Annotated in this window: 17 protein-coding genes; 9 read left to right on the plus strand and 8 right to left on the minus strand. The window is 45.6% G+C overall.

Annotation, left to right across the window (positions count from 1 at the left end; all coding sequences use genetic code 11):
- The first annotated feature begins 51 nt into the window (after positions 1–51).
- On the plus strand, positions 52–1,482 hold the full coding sequence (gene ricT / locus ABDW16_RS10390) for a regulatory iron-sulfur-containing complex subunit RicT (protein WP_343669549.1): 1,431 nt from the start codon (positions 52–54) through the stop codon (positions 1,480–1,482).
- 186 nt (positions 1,483–1,668) lie between these two features.
- Here the strand turns inward: ricT and ABDW16_RS10395 are convergent, their stop codons facing one another.
- Complete coding sequence (locus ABDW16_RS10395; RefSeq protein ID WP_343669550.1) at positions 1,669–2,721, minus strand: nucleoid-associated protein; 1,053 nt, start codon at positions 2,719–2,721, stop codon at positions 1,669–1,671.
- A 78-nt stretch (positions 2,722–2,799) separates the two neighbouring features.
- Here ABDW16_RS10395 and ABDW16_RS10400 point away from each other — a divergent pair, with 78 nt between their 5' ends.
- Positions 2,800–3,678: an SMP-30/gluconolactonase/LRE family protein gene (locus ABDW16_RS10400; RefSeq protein ID WP_343669551.1), complete on the plus strand. Its 879-nt coding sequence runs from the start codon at positions 2,800–2,802 to the stop codon at positions 3,676–3,678.
- Positions 3,679–3,735: 57 nt separating this feature from the next.
- Here the strand turns inward: ABDW16_RS10400 and fabG are convergent, their stop codons facing one another.
- Genes fabG through lptB form a run of 3 tightly spaced genes read right to left on the minus strand, consistent with a single transcriptional unit; the run spans position 3,736 to position 6,841 of the window.
- Positions 3,736–4,485, minus strand: coding sequence for a 3-oxoacyl-[acyl-carrier-protein] reductase (fabG, locus tag ABDW16_RS10405; RefSeq protein ID WP_343669552.1), 750 nt, complete (start codon positions 4,483–4,485; stop codon positions 3,736–3,738).
- Between the two features lie 28 nt (positions 4,486–4,513).
- A complete protein-coding gene (locus tag ABDW16_RS10410) occupies positions 4,514–6,046 on the minus strand; it encodes a GH3 auxin-responsive promoter family protein (RefSeq protein WP_343669553.1) in 1,533 nt (510 codons plus the stop codon).
- 30 nt (positions 6,047–6,076) lie between these two features.
- The gene (gene lptB / locus ABDW16_RS10415; RefSeq protein ID WP_343669555.1) at positions 6,077–6,841 is read right to left on the minus strand and encodes an LPS export ABC transporter ATP-binding protein; all 765 of its coding nucleotides are present in this window, start codon (positions 6,839–6,841) and stop codon (positions 6,077–6,079) included.
- A gap of 191 nt (positions 6,842–7,032) precedes the next feature.
- Here lptB and metF point away from each other — a divergent pair, with 191 nt between their 5' ends.
- Complete coding sequence (metF, locus tag ABDW16_RS10420) at positions 7,033–7,986, plus strand: methylenetetrahydrofolate reductase [NAD(P)H] (protein WP_343669557.1); 954 nt, start codon at positions 7,033–7,035, stop codon at positions 7,984–7,986.
- Positions 7,987–8,241: 255 nt separating this feature from the next.
- Here the strand turns inward: metF and ABDW16_RS10425 are convergent, their stop codons facing one another.
- The 4 genes from ABDW16_RS10425 to ABDW16_RS10440 form a co-directional block, all read right to left on the minus strand.
- Positions 8,242–8,895 (minus strand): porin family protein, encoded by a 654-nt coding sequence (locus tag ABDW16_RS10425; RefSeq protein ID WP_343669559.1) that lies wholly within the window; start codon positions 8,893–8,895, stop codon positions 8,242–8,244.
- 167 nt (positions 8,896–9,062) lie between these two features.
- On the minus strand, positions 9,063–9,671 hold the full coding sequence (locus ABDW16_RS10430; RefSeq protein ID WP_343669561.1) for a porin family protein: 609 nt from the start codon (positions 9,669–9,671) through the stop codon (positions 9,063–9,065).
- A gap of 110 nt (positions 9,672–9,781) precedes the next feature.
- Complete coding sequence (locus ABDW16_RS10435) at positions 9,782–10,474, minus strand: porin family protein (protein ID WP_343669562.1); 693 nt, start codon at positions 10,472–10,474, stop codon at positions 9,782–9,784.
- A 225-nt stretch (positions 10,475–10,699) separates the two neighbouring features.
- Entirely contained in the window at positions 10,700–12,109 is a 1,410-nt protein-coding gene (locus tag ABDW16_RS10440; protein WP_343669564.1) for a redoxin domain-containing protein, read from the minus strand.
- 101 nt (positions 12,110–12,210) lie between these two features.
- Here ABDW16_RS10440 and rlmD point away from each other — a divergent pair, with 101 nt between their 5' ends.
- The 6 genes from rlmD (at position 12,211) to cysS (ending at position 19,149) form a co-directional block, all read left to right on the plus strand.
- The gene (gene rlmD / locus ABDW16_RS10445) at positions 12,211–13,617 is read left to right on the plus strand and encodes a 23S rRNA (uracil(1939)-C(5))-methyltransferase RlmD (RefSeq protein ID WP_343669566.1); all 1,407 of its coding nucleotides are present in this window, start codon (positions 12,211–12,213) and stop codon (positions 13,615–13,617) included.
- Between the two features lie 24 nt (positions 13,618–13,641).
- Positions 13,642–14,457, plus strand: a complete 816-nt coding sequence (locus ABDW16_RS10450) for a rhomboid family intramembrane serine protease (protein WP_343669567.1) — start codon at positions 13,642–13,644, stop codon at positions 14,455–14,457.
- Positions 14,458–14,493: 36 nt separating this feature from the next.
- Positions 14,494–15,243, plus strand: a complete 750-nt coding sequence (locus ABDW16_RS10455; protein ID WP_343669568.1) for a rhomboid family intramembrane serine protease — start codon at positions 14,494–14,496, stop codon at positions 15,241–15,243.
- Between the two features lie 93 nt (positions 15,244–15,336).
- Positions 15,337–16,401 (plus strand): endonuclease/exonuclease/phosphatase family protein, encoded by a 1,065-nt coding sequence (locus ABDW16_RS10460; protein WP_343669569.1) that lies wholly within the window; start codon positions 15,337–15,339, stop codon positions 16,399–16,401.
- Between the two features lie 104 nt (positions 16,402–16,505).
- On the plus strand, positions 16,506–17,576 hold the full coding sequence (locus tag ABDW16_RS10465; protein WP_343669570.1) for an endonuclease/exonuclease/phosphatase family protein: 1,071 nt from the start codon (positions 16,506–16,508) through the stop codon (positions 17,574–17,576).
- 76 nt (positions 17,577–17,652) lie between these two features.
- Positions 17,653–19,149: a cysteine--tRNA ligase gene (gene cysS / locus ABDW16_RS10470; RefSeq protein ID WP_343669571.1), complete on the plus strand. Its 1,497-nt coding sequence runs from the start codon at positions 17,653–17,655 to the stop codon at positions 19,147–19,149.
- Positions 19,150–19,163: the final 14 nt, after the last annotated feature.

Raw genomic sequence — 19,163 nt, forward strand, 5'->3', positions numbered from 1 at the left:
GTTCGGGACAATACCGGATGCATATCAATTAACTCTTTTAAATATATAAATATGGCTTGTGCCGGATGTGGTACAGGTGCAGAGGGAAAGCCGTCAGGATGCAAAAGTAATGGAGGTTGTAGCAGTGGTGGATGTAACCGATTGAATGTTTTTGACTGGCTGGCCAATATTCCCTTAAGTGATAGCTTAGCACCATTTGATATTATAGAGGTAAGTTTCAACAACGGAAGCAGGAAAGATTTCTTCCGAAATGTTACCAAACAGTTCCTGGATAAAGGAGAAATGGTAACCGTAGAAGGAGTGAGTGGTTTTGATGTTGGCCAGGTAAGCCTCACGGGCGAACTGGTAAAACTTCAGATGAAGAAAAGAAGGATAGAAGACACCCCTGAAGTAAAAAAAGTATTGCGTCGCGCCAGCAATGAAGATCTGCACAGAATGGGTGAAAATAAAACCCGCGAAAAAGAGGCCCTCATAAAAGCAAGAGCAATAGCCCGCAGTATAGGCCTCGAAATGAAACTGACCGAGGTAGAAATTCAGGCTGATGGACGTAAAGCAACCTTCTTCTACACTGCCGATGACCGTGTTGACTTCCGTGAATTAATTAAGCTCTACGCCGGAGAATTCCGTGTTAAGGTGGAAATGCGCCAGATAGGCGCCCGCCAGGAAGCCGGGAAAGTAGGCGGTATTGGTAGCTGCGGCCGTGAACTATGCTGCTCTACCTGGCTCTCTGACTTCAAGAGTGTCAATACCACTGCTGCCCGCTACCAGAACCTTTCCATCAACCAGGCCAAGCTGTCCGGCCAGTGCGGACGTTTGAAATGCTGCCTGAACTATGAGCTCGATACTTACCTCGATGCACTGAAAGATTTCCCTGAAGATGCAGATAGCATTGAAACTGCCAATGGCGTTGCTACCCTGCAAAAGAGAGATATCTTCAAAAACCTGATGTGGTACGCCTATGGCGACAGCAATAAGCAATACCCGCTTACCATCAGCCGCGTAAAAGAAATACGCCACCTGAACAAGCAAAACATCAGACCTGAAGACCTGAAACCAGTAGAAGTGGTAGCAGGTAAACCAAAAGAAACAGACCTCGGGTTTGCAGACGTGGTAGGCCAGATCAGTCTCCGCTCCCTGGAAAAAACAGCCCAGAAACGCAAACACAAAGACAAGGAAAAACAAAAACACAAACAGCAGCAACAAGGTGGTAAACCAGCTGAACAACCTGCTCAACAGCCCAAGCCTAAACAACAGGCGCAGCCACAGCAGCAACAGCAGCCCAAACCTAAACAGCCGCAACAACCAGGTAAACCCCAGCAAGGCAAACCTCAACAGCAGCAGCCAAAACAACAACAGCCGCAGCAGCAAGGTAAACCCCAGGGGCCTAAACCACAACCTAAGCCCCAACAGCAAGGTGGCGGAGGGGGGCAACAGCAGCCACAAAACAGGCCGCCAAAACCTAAACAAAAACAACAGAAATAATAAAAAACGCTTCTGCTCAAAACAGAAGCGTTTTTTTTATTTAAACAATATGGTGCTTTACTGGTTAATAATAAAAGGCCGCCCAAAAGAGCAGCCTTTGTTTAATAATTGGTTTTTGCTTATGAAAAAATTTTTAACCGATCGGTGTAATGTTAGACGCCCGATACCACAATTTGTTACGGAATTTTAACTCTCATTTTCAAACAAAAGCTTATAGTAGTACATATTCGTGGATTCATCAAAACCCCGTTCAATCAATTCCCTGTTCCCATGTATGTATATATGAAAGTTTCTATCCAGTTTTAGAATACTCTTAAATACCTTTTGCTGTTTCTTAAAAGCTGGTGCTGAAATATCAAATTCATCCGGTATTTCCTGCCGGTACTCCTGCTGATATTGGTCCCTATACTCCTTAAATGATTCAATGGCGTCCGGATGTCCTAGTACCTCCTGCGCAAAATCGTCCATCTGGAACTGCTCTTTTTCCTTAAAATAAGCGGCTGATTTGTTGAGCAGGTCTACCTGGTCTATCCTGCTCATTTCATATTCACCTGGTAGCTTTTCGCTAATAAATAGCTTACACATGTTCACTGCCAGCTCCGTCTGATGATAATTGTCTTCCCTTCTCTGTACCTGCAGGAATGCGTCTTTCCAGTACACAGCTTCATTCTGCTTGCTGATACTGTCTATTATACTGACTTTAAAACCCTCTTCTTCTTCTGTATTGAATACGAGGCATCCTTTATCGAGCTTGTTGATATTAATACCGTCGTCGTAATTTACCTGGTAGCTTTCGTTGGACAAGTATACTTTCAAATAGGTATCTCTGGTCTCTGATTTAAAAATACCAATGGCCTCCACATCCTCTCCATCCACCTGGCACTTACTAAAGTAAGCGATATACAACTCTCCCCCCTTGATTTTAGGATGCGTGGAATGCTTATATAGATGTTTGGCTATATTTACAGATTGCTCATGAAAATTGTCCCGATTCTCAAATATACGACGGCAATATTGAAAAATCTCATTTAATTGAAGGTCAGCCTCATGATAAAAACGGAAGTACTCTGCCGCATTTGTAAATGGTTGAATAAAGTAACTCAATAATAGCTGACTGATGGTCTCATCCTGTAATTGCAAAGGCTCCTGGGAGCAGATCAGGGACTCTTCCTGGGAGGCATTGCCCACCTTGTGGATCGATAGCAGCTCCAGGTCTTTAAATTCAGAAACATGTATCATGCCGGCGAAAATAGTGAAAATTAACCCAGACCAGTCCAAATTTCACTATCTTAATCCCTCAACGTCAATCTTTCTATCATGAAACCACTTATCTGCTTATTACTAGGTCTCGCCGCCACAACACAGCTAAAAAGCCAGGATTTATACCAGACTAAAGATCTCACCAAAGAACAAATGTTCTCCGTAAACATCGAAGGACCTCATTACGATAAGTCTGGCTATCTCTATGTAGTCAACTTTCAGAAAGATGGTACCATTGGTAAAATCAATACCAAAAACGGCAATGGCGAAGTGTTCGTGACCCTGCCCGATAGCAGTGTTGGCAATGGTATTCACTATAACAGCAGGGGACTGATGTTCCTGCCTGACTTCATCAATCACAACGTACTCCAGGTTGATCCCAAAACCCGGAAAGTCAGCATATACGTGCACAATGACAAGTTTAATCAACCCAATGATCTCTGCATAAACAGCAAAGACCAGATCTATGCGTCAGACCCCAACTGGAAACAATCCACCGGCCAGATCTGGCGTATTGACAAAGGCGGCAAGGCCATTCTGCTGGAGGCCAACATGGGCACTACCAATGGCATAGAGCTCAGCCCGGACGAAAAGACGCTCTACGTGAACGAAAGCGTTCAACGTAAGATCTGGAAATTCGATGTAGACAAAGCAGGCAATATCAGCAACAAACAACTCTTTGCCGAAGTACCCGACTTTGGGTTTGACGGTATGAAGTGTGACAAAGCAGGAAACCTGTACGTAGCCCGCTGGGGAAAAGGAGTTATATGGGTATTATCTCCTGCCGGTAAAACCATCCGGGAAATTCCCCTGAAAGGTAAGCAATGCAGCAACCTGACCTTCGGTGGTCCGGATGGCAAAACGGTCTTCGTCACCCTGCAGGATCGCAAATGTGTAGAGACTTTCCGCGTAGCGACTCCCGGTAAAAAATACTAAAAACAAAAAGCGGTTGCGCCCAAAGGCACAACCGCTTTTTAATTATATCGATCCGGATTAGATATTCAAACCACCACAGGTGCTGATCGTCTGCCCTGTTACATAAGCACTCAGGTTAGAAGCCAGGAACAACGTTACGTTTGCAATATCCTCAGGGCTGCCAAAGCGGCCTAACGGAATTTTCTCGATGTATGCCTGTGCACCGGTACCTTCTTTCAGGTAGTGCGTCATATCAGTTTCCACAAAACCAGGTGCTACCGCATTCACACGAATGTTACGGCTACCCAGCTCCTGTGCTATAGACTTGGTAAAACCAATAATACCAGCTTTGGAAGCAGCATAGCTACTCTGGCCTGCATTACCTTTAATACCGATGATAGAGCTCATGTTGATAATGGAACCAGACTTCGCCTTCATCATCGGGCGAATCACATGTTTAGTCATGTTGTACACGCTCTTCAGGTTAATGTCCATTACATCATCCCACTGCTCAGGACTCATACGCAGCAGCAGGTTATCTTTAGAAATACCTGCATTGTTCACACAAATATCGATAGCGCCGAACTCTTTCAGTACATCAGCGACCAACGTTTCGCATTCCTCGTAAACACCGGCATTGGATTTATAAGCTTTTGCCTTTACTCCCATACCTTGCAGCTTCTGTTCAAGCGCTTTGGCTTTTTCATCAGAGCTCAGGTAAGTGAAAGCTACATTTGCACCCTCTTCTGCAAATTTGATTGCGATAGCTTCTCCAATACCACGGCTGGCCCCGGTGACGATAGCTACTTTGTTTTCCAGTAATTTCATATAGACGTATTAGTTAATGGTTACCCAATTATATCACACCAGTGATACCAGTAAACTTCAAAATTTCTTCGACATGTTGCCGGTCGTTGTTCAACCGGGGAACTTTGTGCTGACCACCCAGCTTGCCTTTGCTCTTCAGCCATTCGGTGAAGGTGCCTTTTGGCAGCACATGCAGGACTGGTCTGCGTAGTGCCATATCTTTGTGGCGCTTGGCTTCGTAGTCAGAATTGATAGATTTTAGTGTCTGATCCAATACATCAATAAAGTGATCTACACTATCTGGCATCACATCAAAATCAAGTAACCATTCATGGCCCCCTGCTTCTCCTTCGCTAAAATAGATAGGCGCCGCTGTGTAATCATTTACAATAGCGCCTGTTGCTTCACATGCTTTGGCTATCGCCTTATCTGAATTTTCGACAATCAATTCTTCTCCAAATGCATTAATAAATGATTTGGTACGACCACTCACCTTTACACGGAATGGAGACAGAGAGGTAAACTGCACTGTATCACCCACCATATAGCGCCATAAGCCGCCATTGGTGCTGATCACCAGCGCATAGTTTTTACCCGTTTCCACTTCATTCAGTTGCAGGGTCTGTGGATTATCTTTTCCTACTTCTTCCATCGGCATGAACTCATAGAAGATACCATGGTTCAGGAACAACAGCAGTCCCTCCTGCCCGATTACATCCTGGGCGGCAAAGAAGCCTTCAGATGCATTGTAGGTTTCCAGGTAGAACATGTCCGGCTTGCGGATTAGCTTTTTGAACTGCTCACGGTACGGCGTAAAACTAACCCCACCATGCATATACAGTTCCAGACTAGGCCAGATGTCTGCCAGGTTATCCTTACCGGTGATTTCAAAAATCCTTTTGATCAATACCATGGTCCAGGTAGGTACCCCGGCAATAGAGGTTACATTCTCGTGGATCACGGTATTGGCCATGCGCTCAATCTTTTCTTCCCATTCGTCCATCAGGGCAATAGACAAATCCGGCGTACGGATCATATTGCCATAGAACGGCATGTTCTGAAGCATCACAGCACTCAGGTCACCAAAGTAAGAATCACTTTCCGGGGCCAGTTTGTTCACCTGGTGACTGCCACCGATTACCAGTGACTTACCGGTGAGTAACCTGGACTCAGGATAATTATTATAATAAAGTGATAATACATCTCTCCCTGCACGATAGTGACATTCATCCAGGCTTTCTACAGATACAGGAATGAACTTGCTCTTATCGGCAGTGGTACCGCTGGATTTGGCAAACCATTTTATAGGCGTATTCCATAAAATGTTTTGCTGCCCCTCCATGGTACGCTGAATATATGGTTTCAGGGTATCATAGTTATGAATAGGTACCCTTTGCTTAAACTCTTCAATCTTATAGATCTGCGAGAATCCATATTGCTTACCAAACTCAGTATACTGAGCGGCACTGAGTAGGTTTTGAAATACCTGCTGCTGCACCTGCAGGGGATACTGCATAAAATATTCTATGCGCCCCATGCGCAAACGCGCCAGTTGTGATATTGCAGGACTTAATATTCTCATAATAGGATGGTAGGAACGGAGTAGTTGAAGTTATTGTTGTTTAGCTGCTTCGTCCAGGTAATTTTTACGACGTAAAATAAAATTCTGACCAAGATACACTTTCCTAACCTGTTCATCTTCAGCTAATTCTTCGGCTGTTCCGGCTTTCAATATTTTCCCTTCAAACAGCAGATAGGCGCGATCAGTGATTGACAGTGTTTCCTGAACGTTGTGGTCGGTGATCAGGATGCCGATGTTCTTATATTTAAGGCGGGCTACTATAGATTGAATATCTTCTACTGCAATGGGGTCAATACCGGCAAATGGCTCATCCAGCAAGATAAACTTTGGATCTACCGCCAGTGCACGGGCTATTTCTGTACGTCTGCGCTCACCTCCACTCAATACGTCGCCGGGACTCTTACGCACGTGGGTAAGACGAAACTCTTCCAGCAGGCTTTCCAGTTTTTCCTTTTGCTCTGCCTTTTTCAGGGTGGTCATCTCCAATACCGCAGCGATATTGTCTTCCACACTCAACTTACGGAATACGGATGCCTCCTGGGGAAGATACCCTATCCCCATCTTGGCCCGTTTGTACATGGGTAGCTTGGTGATGTTCACTTCGTCCAGGAATACCTGGCCTTCGTCCGGCTTGATCAGGCCCACTACCATGTAAAATGTGGTGGTCTTACCGGCACCATTCGGGCCCAGCAACCCCACGATCTCTCCCTGAGTTACCTCTACAGATACCTTGTTGGCCACAGTTCTCTGACCGTAGCGCTTTACCAGCTGATCTGTATGTATTTTTAATGCCATATGTTGAAACTTAGCAAAAATAAGCATTTACTTCAGCTTTCCATGCCGGGTAATTCTTGCCTGTGCTTTTATCTACGAATCCTATACAAAGGTTTATAAATATTCGGACTATTCGAGAATTAATAGATGATAATTCTAAGAGATGCATTATTTTTGTCCGGCTTTATATATTTTTAATAAGCCCAACTGCTATGAAAGTAACAGAACATATTGCACAGGCAAAGGATACGCTGATCTCTTTCGAGATCCTTCCCCCTCTGAAAGGGAAGAGCATAGAGTCTATATATGATCATCTGGATCCCCTGATGACATTCAAACCTGCATTTATCAATGTTACCTATCACAGAAGTGAACATATGTTCAAGAAGCGGTCGGACGGTTCATTTGAAAAGGTGGAAATCCGCAAAAGACCCGGTACAGTAGCCATTTGTGCTGCCGTAATGAATCATTATAATGTAGATGCCGTACCCCACCTGATCTGCGGGGGCTTTAGCCGTGAAGAAACGGAAAATGCCCTCATCGACCTCAATTTCCTGGGGGTAGACAATGTGCTGGTACTTCGTGGAGACGCTCCCAAAAATGAGCCTTCCTTCGAACCAGAGCCACATGGACACCGCTATGCAGAAGAACTGCTGCACCAGGTGGTGAACATGAACAATGGTATGTACCTGGAAGAAGACCTCCAGGGCGGTGTAAAAACCAAATTCTGTATCGGCGTAGCCGGTTACCCGGAAAAACACTTCGAAGCGCCTAACCTGGCTACAGATATGACCTACCTGAAGCGGAAAGTAGAAAATGGCGCCGATTATATTATTACCCAGATGTTCTTTGACAACCAGAAATTCTTCGACTTTGTCAAAAAATGCCGGGAAATGGGAATCACCGTACCTATCATTCCAGGATTGAAACCAATGACTACCCGCAAGCAGTTAACTGTTCTGCCAAGGGCATTCCATGTAGATATTCCGAATGACCTGGCTAACGAAATCCTGAAATGTAAAACCGATAAGGATGTAGAAATGGTAGGTACCGAGTGGCTGATCCAGCAGTCTAAAGAACTGAAGGAATTCGGCGTTCCGGTATTACACTATTACACCCTGGGTAAACCTGAAGTGATCAGAAAAGTAGTGGAAGCTGTCGTATAATCAAGCCTTCGCTCATATAATCAACCCGCTTTTGCCTAAGGTAAAAGCGGGTTTTTCATTTTAAAAATAAAAATGCCATTACGTGGAAACGTACTGGCATGTCCGAATAACTGTCACACTTTTTGTTTTATCCTATGTCAAAATAGTTCACAAATAAGACGCAGGTTATTGAACATACCCCTACTCCCCATAAAAAAAAGGTGTTCCCTGTTCGGATACACCTTCTTCTTTTATTAGCATATATAATTATGGCCGTTAATAATCTTCTCGGTTCAGCAGGATTCCCAGGCTCAAGCCTATACTGTTGTTGCGGATCGTGCTGTTTCCTGACATGTCCAGGTTACGGATCCCCCTGCTGTAGTGTATACCTACCATCAGCAGGTTATTGAATTCCACCCCTGCCGTTACCTGCGCTCCCACGTCCCACCGATTCAGGCGGGTACCCGGATAAATACCTTTATTTACCCGGCTGCTGAATTCTACATCATAATCAGTGGTGCTGACTACATTTCCTGCATCATATACCTGCATCCGGTTATTCCCATTCAGACCGTAAGCTGTATACGGGCCCACTCCTACCGTAAGCCGGCCAAACGACACCGGTACTTTATAAGTAAGGTTGACAGGTATTTCCAGGTAACGTACTTCCAGCCTGCGGGTAAATTCCCCATCGCCGCCTACAGTCAGGTTGGCGCCTTTAGTAATATACCGGACAGCCGGCACCACATACAGCCCTCCTATGAGCGGTACGGTTACCAGAAAATCAGCATTAAACCTTGTGAGTGGCTTATTGTCCTCGGCAGAATGACCGGCAGGATCCCTGTACTGCATCCAGGATTGATTGATGCCCACATTCAGACCAAAACTAACCTGTCCCTTCAGTAGTTTAGGTGATAAAAAAATAAACAATACAAAAACTAAAAGTTTACGCTTAACAGAATGCTCAAACATATAGGGGTATATAGGGAACTAAGGTAGTGAATATGTCGGAATTCGTTATTAAAAACTAGTTAACAAAAATAACAGGGCTGACCTCCGGGAAAGGAGATCAGCCCTGCATATAATATTGCTTGCCATTAAAACTTATATCCTGCTGAAACACCGAAGGAAGTATTTTTCCAGCTTCGGCCATTGTCCGTATTGTCATAAGCATTTACCAGGCCCAAGTCTGCATTCAGGCCCAAATATAAACCTACCGGCAGTTCATAACCAGCTACAATGCCCAGACCTGCATCAAATCTTTTCAGCTTACCCGTACCTGCCTCGTCGTCAAATGCCTTTACAGATACATCTGCATTACCAACTGTCGTTTTATACTTACCCCCTACGCCGTAAGCAAAGTAAGGGCCTACTCCCAGGTTCAGCTTTCCGGTACCTACTTCCGGCTTAAAGAGGAAATTTACCGGCACCTGCAAATAAGATAAGGTTGTTTTAACACCATTATCCTTACCACCTTTACCGGAGTACAGCAAACCGGTTCCGATATAAAATTCTTCTGCCAGTGGAATGTCTGCAGTAATACCAGCCCTGATGCTCGTAAGGAGGTCGCTGGTTTCTTTACTTACATTATCAGCCTTGGTCGTATAGCTGGAAAACTGGGGTCCTGCCACTATCCCCCATTTTGTCTGTCCAAAAGATACACCGGCAATCAGAAGCCCGGCAAAAGCTAAGAGTACTTTTTTCATATAGGAAATTTTATCTGTCTGGCATCCTACAGGCGTTGCCGGATGCTGTTCATCGCTATTGTTTAGATTACAGACGTTGCCTGTTTACGTCCGGTTGTTTAAGTTGTTGATTAGAACAGGTAACCTACATTTACACTGAACACACGGTTTTTGTCCTTGTTGTTGTTACTGTCATTGGCACCTGAATTGATCTTGTTGAAGCCTATTCCGTATTGCGCTGAAACCAGGAAATTGCTGATCTCCGCACCTACCTGTACGTTACCACCCCAGTCAAAACGTTTGTACTTGTCATAACCCTGGTTCGGATCACCATTGTTGAATGGGGTATCATCATCCCATTTGATGTTGGATTCTGTAGTGGTAGTTGTGCCACCCACAGTTGTGTAAACCTTGTTCTTACCAGCCACACCAAATGCAAAGTATGGACCCACACCAGCAAAGAGACTTGCGCCTGGGCCTACAGGTAATTTACCAATGAAGTTCAGTGGAACTTCGATGTAGGAAGGACGGGTTGTAAACTTGTACTGAACAGCGTCTCCGTCACTACCTGATTTCAATTTAGAACCCTTGGTAGTATAGAATACACCTGGCTGGAAAGATAAAATTCTTGGTACCAATGGCATATCTGCGATAACACCGATATTAAAACCCGACAGTGATTTGTCATTATCTACATCACCACTGTTGTTGATTGTAAATGTTGAAAGGTTCCAGCCACCTTTAACCCCTACACGTACCTGTGCCATCGCACTCATTGAAAAAATTGCAAGGGCTGCAAACGAAAGGATCATCTTCTTTGTCATAACCTAGAATGTTTGATTACGACTATGCATTGCCAAAGACTATGCCAAAGCTGACGACAGCAAACGCATGCGACTGATAATAAGCAGGTTATAACATTAATTATATAGTCATTTAATATTTACATGCATTCATTAAAAAACAAATCCCGTGTATCTGCGATACACGGGATGCCGTAATTATATTTATGTGTTTACAACCTGCTCACACCATTACACAGGCGTGAATTATTTCTTCGCTGTCTTACCCTTGTTATCAGTCCGCTCGATAAATTCACTCAACTGCTCCACACCCAGCCGCTTCGCCACAATCTTCTTCTTCTCATCCAGCAGGTATACTACCGGTGTACTATATACGTCGTATAGGCGCCTGTAGTTAGACTGTGCATCCGGATCCCATGCATGAATCCAGCCATTCAGGTGGTTGTCATGTATAAATTGCGCCCACTGCTCTTTTGTACCCTCTGTTTTGAAACCAATCATGGTTACACCCTTGTTTTTCCAGCTTGCATTGTAGGCAGAATCCAGTTTAGGTATTTCTATCTTACAGTGTCCGCAGGTAGGATCCCAGAATACAAGCACTGTAAACTTTCCTTTGGTCGTATACAGCGAAAGTGGTTTCATGGCACTATCCTTTACTTCCAGTGGTGGCGCCTGTTGGCCAATCAGGTTAGGAGCAATAGAGTAAGCACGCGAAATGATTTTATTCAGTTGTTCATCATTCAGCCAGTAAGCATCCCCCGCTACGTAATACTTCTCTACCAGGTGCACAAACACGGCGTCCATACCCATATAAGGAGAGGTCTCGTAGGTGGAGGTCAGCCACCATACCACGAACTTAAAGTTCTCTTTATCCTTGCGTGTTTTTTCAATCAGTTCATCTGCCGCAACATTGATGGAATCAGGATCCATTGGTACTAATTGAGTAAAGTACCTGTTCAGTTTATCTTCCAGTACAGGCGTACGGGCCAGACGTCCATCACCGAGGTTGGTATTGTCCCAGTAGTGACTTCTGTAATAGCGGTAGCCAAATGTAGAATCAGCATCTGCTGGCTTGGGTGGTACTTCCGGATCCTTCATCATTCTGAAAATGCTGGTTAGCAGGCTTTGGGGATGTTTGGAGATTACATCGTTCCTGTAGGCCTGGAGCTTTTTGCCCAGCTCCGTCTGTACCTGTCTGGCACTGGCAGTGTCTGCTGCCGTATGTTTAGCCAGCAGTGCCTGGGCATCCTTGTTCAGGGCAGCCACATCTTTGGAGAGGAATTTATTGTACTCCACGAAGAGCTCATTCTCCGGGGAGTTCTTATAAATAGTTTTATTGATAAGGTCTGAAGTATCTGCAGAAACGGAGAAGTTTTCCTGCTTGCTGTCCAGCAGCATTTCAAAATACCGTGTTTTACCGGGGAACACTACCAGGTAAATACCGCCGGGTAAAGCCTCTTTTCCCTGTAGTACGGCTACCCCCTGGTCATTCAGCATGCCCGAATCTGCCATATATGTCTTTTTGCCCATATACTGGGCCAGGTACATCATACCACCTTTGTACTGTTTCAGCTGTACTGTGATCTTGTAGCCATTCTGCGCCTGTAGCTGCATTGCCGAGCAAACAAACGCCAGTATTATCATAAGTTTATGCATAGGACATCGGTTGCTGTAAATGTAGCCAAGAATTAGGAATTTGAAAAATACGACTGACTTGTACTCCCACATTACTCTTTGAAAATCCTACCTTTGCATCCGTGAGGAAAAAAAACGTAATTCTGGAAAAAGTTCCCGTGAGCGCATATGCTGCTGAAGGGAAAGCACTGGCCCGCATAGATGGCAAAGTGATCTTCATTGAAGGTGGTGTAGTCCCTGGCGATGTGGTAGACGTTCGCCTGGGCAAAAGCAAGAAAGACTGGGCCGAAGGCCGCGCCATCCGCTTTCATAGCTACGCTGCTGACCGCGTCACTCCTTTCTGTGAGCACTTCGGCACCTGTGGCGGCTGTAAGTGGCAAATGCTCCCGTACGACAAGCAGCTTGCCTACAAGCAGCAGCAGGTAACCGACAACCTGACCCGCATAGGAAAACTGGAACTCCCTTCCATGCAGCCCATTCTCGGCTCCAAACACGTTACTCATTACCGCAACAAACTGGAATTCACATTCAGCAACAAAGCCTGGATGCCATCTGAAGCCATTGCCGAAGACGGTACCATCCCCAGGAAGAATGCCCTCGGATTCCACGTACCCAAGCTCTTCGACAAGGTGCTCGACATCAATACCTGCTACCTGCAGGCAGAACCTGTCAATGCTATCCGTAATACCGTCAGGGCTTATGCACTCGAACACAATCTCTCCTTCTACGATATCCGCGCCCAGGTAGGCTGGCTGCGCAACCTGGTGGTGCGCATCTTAACCACAGGCGAAGTCATGGTCAACCTCGTAATCCAACACGAAAACAAGAAAGACCGCGAAGCCCTGCTGGACCACCTGTTGGCGACTGTACCCGGTATTACCACCCTGCTGTACACAATCAACCCCAAGTTGAACGATAGCATCTTCGACCTGGAGCCTAAAGTGTACTTTGGTAAAGGATATGCAGAAGAAAAACTGGAAGACTTTACGTTCAAAATTGGCCCTAAGTCATTTTTCCAGACCAATACTTACCAGGGAGAAGCCCTCTACCAGGTAACAAGAGAATTTGCAGGATTAACAGGAACAGAAATTGTTTATGACTTATATTGTGGAACAGGCAGTATTGGTATTTTTGTATCCAGGCAGGCAGGAAAAGTAGTGGGGATCGAACTGATTAAAGAGGCGATAGACGATGCAAAAGAAAATGCAGCCCGCAATGGCGTAAACAATGCAGAATTCTTCGCTGGCGATGTAGTAGACATTTGTAACGATGCATTCTTTGCCCAACATGGGCAACCAGATGTGATCATCACCGACCCTCCCCGGGCCGGTATGCATGAAAAACTAGTGAACAAACTACTCGAAATTGCAGCACCCCGTATCGTATACGTAAGCTGTAACCCGGCTACCCAGGCCAGAGACCTGGCACTGCTGGACCAGTTGTATGCTGTAAAAAAAATCCAGCCTGTCGACATGTTCCCTCATACACATCATATTGAGAACGTGGTATTGTTAGAAAAAAGGTATTAGTAATAATCAGAATCGGAAATCATAATGAGTGAGTTTAGGCCCCGCAGATTTGACATATTACCGCTGGTGATTAAAAACCTATTGATCATCAATGGTTTAGTTTTTTTTGGACAATATACAATGGGAGAGATTCAGAATCCTTCTGCGAATCATTTCCTGGAGGACCTCTTTGCCCTGCACTATTGGGGATCGCCATTGTTCAAGCCGCATCAGTTCCTTACTCACCTCTTCATGCACGGTTCTATCGGGCACCTGTTCTCCAATATGTTCACCTTGTGGATGTTTGGTTCTACGCTCGAAAACCTGTGGGGATCTAAACGATTCCTGATATTCTATCTCATCTGTGGGCTGGGTGCCGCCTTATGTCACATGGGCGTGGTCACTTACGAAAACATGCGGCTCACTCACGATATCAACGCTTACTTCTCCGATCCAAGCCTGGCAAACTTCAATACACTGACAGCACATTTTGATCTGTCTACAGACAAAATTGTATTTTCTTATCCCAACAGCCCGGCAGAGCTGGAAATGTCCAAATTGTATATTCATAACTACCAGATTGAATATCGCGATATATCTACCCTGGGCGCTTCCGGTGCTGTATTCGGCTTGCTCTTTGCCTTTGGCTATCTCTTCCCGAACAGCCTGGTGTATCTCTACTTCCTCTTCCCAATGAAGGCCAAGTACATAGTGGCCGCCATGATCATCTTTGAACTGGTATCTGGTATCCGAAACTCAGCCGGAGACAATGTGGCGCATTTTGCCCACCTGGGTGGTGTACTGTTCAGCTACCTGCTGCTCCGAAACTGGAACAAGAAGAACCGGCGCCATTTTTACTAAATGGATCGTACCTTTGGACCCTAAAGTTTTAGGTCAATGGACGTAGCCGAAAAAGGAGAACCAATGCCAATCCTCTCCCTGGGAGAAGGAAAAAACATGGTCACCCAGTTGTTACTGGTGAACCTGACAGTGTTTATCCTACTATTTTTCACACAAGTAGTTTACAATATTGAAGGTAATTCAACCATCCGGTTCAACCTGGATGTGATGAATAATGTAGCGCTGCCTGCCAGCTTCGGCAGACTGGCTCACCTGCCCTGGACATTTATCACCTCTCTTTTTGTTAATGAAAGCGTTTGGATGATCTTTGGCAATATGGTCTGGCTCTGGGCATTTGGCGCGATTCTGCAGCGTAAGGCGGGGCCCGGTATTATACTCCCTTTATACCTCTTTGGCGGTATGGCCGGCAATCTCCTGTATATGCTGGGTATGCAGTTTATACCTGCCTTCCATCCCACCCAATTCTTTGCTTCTTATTACGGCTCGTCTGCATCTGTAATGTCACTGGCCATTGCAACCCTGCTACTGGCGCCAGACGTTCGTTTCTTCCAGAAACTAAACGGTGGCGGTATCCCGATGTGGGTCGTGACTGTATTGTACATCATCATGGCAGTATCAGCCCACCTGTTCTCACACCATGACCTCACTACCCTGCCGGCACTGATCGGTGGCGCCCTCACAGGCTTCTTGTTCATGAATGCATGGAAAAAAGGGAATGACTGGGGCGCAGGACTCAATAAGCTGGTGTACAAGGCCACACACCTCTTCCATCCGAAAGAAAATTAATAAAGTAACGAATACATGAAAACGCTTCTGTCAATGACAGAAGCGTTTTCGCTTTATGGAGTATTTTGTTATTTTTATAGAAACCCCTGTACAGTGTCAAAAGCTTTCATCACCACGAGTATTGTCGCATTATCCCTGATTCTTTCCAGCTGGCTTCCTTACCTTAATCCTGGTAAATGGTGGCTGAGCGGCTTTGCCGGACTATTCTTCCCCATCGTATTGGTCATCAACCTTTTCTGCCTGGTGTACTGGCTGCTTCGCAAAAAACCCTATTGGGGACTATCACTGGCAGCTATACTGCTCTCCTGCAGGGCATTGCTGCTCACTTTTGGTCACCACCCCGCAGGCAAGGCTGCCACATCACAACCCGGTAGCTTTACACTCATGACCTTCAACAGCAGCAGCATGGGATTGAAAAAATATGTTGAAGATGCTGCTATCAAACAATCTATTTATACCACCCTGCAATCAGCATCGCCAGACATTCTATGCTTGCAGGAATTCTATACTAACAGCAGTCCTGGTTACACAGATCACCTGAACACCATCAAAGAAACAGTGCATTACCCTTATCACTACTTCACCTGCGATAAAATACGCTGGAATACCTGGCAATACGGTATCGTATTGTTTTCAAAATATCCGATCATATCCGCCTGTCATATTCCCTGCGGTCATAGCGATGTAGGCAGCGGTAGCAGCATTCTGCAGGCAGATATAAAAATAAACGAACATACTATTCGCGTCTTTACTGCACAGCTGCAATCCTACATGTTCCGTCGTAAAGATTACGCTGCATTGCAGGGTCAAACAACACAAGCCAGGGGCCTCGCCGGCAGAATGAAACACACTTTCGGCAAGCGTTCGGCACAGGCAGAACAACTGGCTGCACTCATTAAAGAAAGCCCTTATCCCACCATCGTTTGCGGCGATTTCAATGATGTGCCGGTCTCTTATACTTATAATACGATTTCACCAAACATGCAGGACGCATTCCTTGAACAAGGTTGGGGTATTGGCAAAACACTCTCTTTTCTTGCACCTACCCTGCGCATCGACTATATACTTACACAATCACCTTTTCATGTGAATGGCTTTAGCTCCTTCCCCCACAAGGGTTTTGAACATTTTCCAATAATGGCAAGCTTATCACTATGACAAAGTTGATCGTTTCAGTTATCTTTATTCGCAAAAGCGATTAGGAGTTGAGATTTCTGCGGTTATTTACGAAAGGTTTTTTTCTAACAGTCAACATCATCGTCATGCTATTCTTTCTGGTAGCATGTCTGGCCCCTTTTGTATCTCCCGTGCAGTGGTGGCCCATCAGTTTTTTTACACTGCTGTTTCCAATACTGTTACTGGCTTTAATTCTCTTCTTTATCTGCTGGTTAATCTTCGATTATAAATACTGCCTGCTTTCCCTGCTGGCAATTGTAATCGGCTGGAAGTCCATCTCAGCTTTTATTGCCTTCAATTTCCCTTCTGCCCAAAAGCAACTGTCTGCTCCATCCGGCAGCCTCAGTGTTATGAGCTACAACGTAGCACAGTTTGGTTTGTATAGAGAAAAAGATAGTAAGTATACCAGGCAAGCGATGTTTGCCCTGATCAAAAAACAGGAGTTGGACATTGTATGCTTCCAGGACTTTTATACATCTGAAAAGAAAAATGATTTCAATAACCGGGAAGATATCTCCCACGAAATGCACCTGCCCTATCGCTACTTCTCCAGCGACTTTAACCGGGGAGGTATGCAGCACTGGGGCTCCATCATCTACTCCCGCTACCCGATCATCAGGTCTGACAAGATCAAGATGTCCACAGGGCCACGCAGCGAGAGCCTGATCTATGCGGATATTGTAAGGGATGAAGACACCATCCGCATCGTCAATATGCACCTGGCCTCCTATCGCTTCGATCAGCGGGATTACTACAATATCCAGAAGATCAAAAACCAGCAGGATAGTGGACTGGTAGCTACCCGCAACATCATTGAAAAGATGAAGGATGCCTATGTGGGGCGTGCCCGCCAGGCCAGGGTCGTAGCAGATTTTATCAAAACCAGTCCCTACCGCACCATCGTGTGCGGAGACTTCAACGATACCCCTGCCTCCTATACCTATTTCACCATCCGCGGCCCCTTACAGGACGCTTTCCTCCAGAAAGGCAGTGGCATTGGCCGCACCTTTGCCGGACTGGCCCCGACCCTGCGGATAGATTATATTTTTTTCGATAAGTCATTCACAATCAACTCTTATCGTAAAATAAACTCTGACCTCTCCGATCATTATCCCGTTATTGCCAACTTTTCCCTGCGTGCAACCCATGCAAAATAATTTGGATGACTGGTGCCCGGGACAGTCATTGCCCTGACAAAACAATAACTATCTTTGCAATCCGAATTAAACTGATATGTCTGAGCTTAAAGTTTACAACTCGCTGAAGCGACAAAAGGAAGTATTTACCCCATTGTATCCTGGTCATGTTGGTATGTATGTGTGTGGTCCGACCGTATCAGGAGAGTCCCACCTGGGACACGCCCGCCCCTATATCACTTTTGACGTGGTATACAGGTACCTGCAACATCTCGGTTATAAAGTCCGTTATGTGAGGAATATTACCGATGCCGGTCACTTTGAGGAAGAAGGCCGTGAAGCCGAAGATAAGATCAGCAAAAAGGCGCAGCTGGAAAAGCTGGAGCCAATGGAGCTGGTCCAGAAATATACAAACCTGTTCCACTGGGCGTTCCGGGAGTTCAACTGTCTGGAACCGAGTATTGAACCTACCGCTACCGGTCATATCATAGAACAGATTGAAATGATCAAAACCATCATTGAAAAAGGCTATGCTTATGAAGTGAATGGTTCCGTATATTTTGATGTAAAGAAATACGCTGCTTCCCACGACTACGGTATCCTCAGCGGCCGTGTGCTGGAAGACATGCTGGAAACCACCCGCGAGCTGGAAAACCAGGATGAAAAGCGTAACAAGGTAGACTTTGCCCTCTGGAAGAATGCTCCTCCTGAGCACCTGATGCGCTGGCCCAGCCCATGGGGAGAAGGTTTCCCAGGCTGGCATATTGAGTGTTCTGCCATGAGCAGCAAGTACCTGGGCACGCAGTTCGACATCCACGGTGGTGGTATGGACCTGCAGTTCCCTCACCACGAATGTGAAATCGCGCAGAGCGAAATCGCCCACGGCGAGATGATGGCCCGCTACTGGATGCACAACAACATGATCACCATAGATGGTCGTAAAATGGGTAAGGCGTATAATAATACTATCCGCCTCACAGAACTGTTCACCGGCGATAACTATCAGCTGGAAAAACCGTACAGCCCTATGACCATCCGTTTCTTCGTATTGCAAACGCACTACCGCAGTACCCTGGACTTTTCCAACGAAGCACTGCAGGCCGCCGAAAAAGGCTTACAACGCCTGTGGGGCGCTTATGAAGTGCTGCAGAAACTTGAGTACACCTACACCGATGGTGCACTGAACAAAGAACTGGACAAGCAGGTGCGTACCTGGTGCGAAGAATGCCAGGACTTCATGAACGATGATATCAACACCGCCAAAGTATTGGCAAACCTGTTCGAGATAACGCCTGTGATCAACTCCCTCAAGGGTGGTCAGATCAAGATGCATGAACTCAGTGAAGATACTTTCCAGCTGATCAAAAAAACCTGGAAAACCTGGCTGATCGACATCCTGGCACTGGAGCCTGAAAACCTGGCTTCTGACAACAATACACTGGATGGCGTGATGCAACTGATTATCGAGATGCGTAAAGAAGCAAAGAGCCGTAAAGACTATGCTACTTCAGACAGGATCCGTAACCAGCTGCTTGCAGCCGGTATTCAGTTAAAAGATGAAAAGGATGGCAGCGTAAGCTATACCATCCAGTAAGATGATCATAAAAT

Source organism: Chitinophaga sp. (assembly GCF_039596135.1).
Taxonomy (GTDB): Bacteria; Bacteroidota; Bacteroidia; order Chitinophagales; family Chitinophagaceae; genus Chitinophaga.

Excerpts from the sequence above, each read along its gene's own strand:
- ABDW16_RS10395 (WP_343669550.1), bottom strand. The coding sequence starts at position 2,721 with ATGATACATGTTTCTGAATTTAAAGACCTGGAGCTGCTATCGATCCAC.
- ABDW16_RS10465 (WP_343669570.1), top strand. The coding sequence starts at position 16,506 with ATGCTATTCTTTCTGGTAGCATGTCTGGCCCCTTTTGTATCTCCCGTG.
- metF (WP_343669557.1), top strand. The coding sequence starts at position 7,033 with ATGAAAGTAACAGAACATATTGCACAGGCAAAGGATACGCTGATCTCT.
- ABDW16_RS10430 (WP_343669561.1), bottom strand. The coding sequence starts at position 9,671 with ATGAAAAAAGTACTCTTAGCTTTTGCCGGGCTTCTGATTGCCGGTGTA.
- cysS (WP_343669571.1), top strand. The coding sequence starts at position 17,653 with ATGTCTGAGCTTAAAGTTTACAACTCGCTGAAGCGACAAAAGGAAGTA.
- ABDW16_RS10410 (WP_343669553.1), bottom strand. The coding sequence starts at position 6,046 with ATGAGAATATTAAGTCCTGCAATATCACAACTGGCGCGTTTGCGCATG.
- ABDW16_RS10440 (WP_343669564.1), bottom strand. The coding sequence starts at position 12,109 with ATGCATAAACTTATGATAATACTGGCGTTTGTTTGCTCGGCAATGCAG.
- ABDW16_RS10435 (WP_343669562.1), bottom strand. The coding sequence starts at position 10,474 with ATGACAAAGAAGATGATCCTTTCGTTTGCAGCCCTTGCAATTTTTTCA.
- ABDW16_RS10400 (WP_343669551.1), top strand. The coding sequence starts at position 2,800 with ATGAAACCACTTATCTGCTTATTACTAGGTCTCGCCGCCACAACACAG.
- fabG (WP_343669552.1), bottom strand. The coding sequence starts at position 4,485 with ATGAAATTACTGGAAAACAAAGTAGCTATCGTCACCGGGGCCAGCCGT.
- ABDW16_RS10450 (WP_343669567.1), top strand. The coding sequence starts at position 13,642 with ATGAGTGAGTTTAGGCCCCGCAGATTTGACATATTACCGCTGGTGATT.
- ricT (WP_343669549.1), top strand. The coding sequence starts at position 52 with ATGGCTTGTGCCGGATGTGGTACAGGTGCAGAGGGAAAGCCGTCAGGA.
- ABDW16_RS10455 (WP_343669568.1), top strand. The coding sequence starts at position 14,494 with ATGGACGTAGCCGAAAAAGGAGAACCAATGCCAATCCTCTCCCTGGGA.
- lptB (WP_343669555.1), bottom strand. The coding sequence starts at position 6,841 with ATGGCATTAAAAATACATACAGATCAGCTGGTAAAGCGCTACGGTCAG.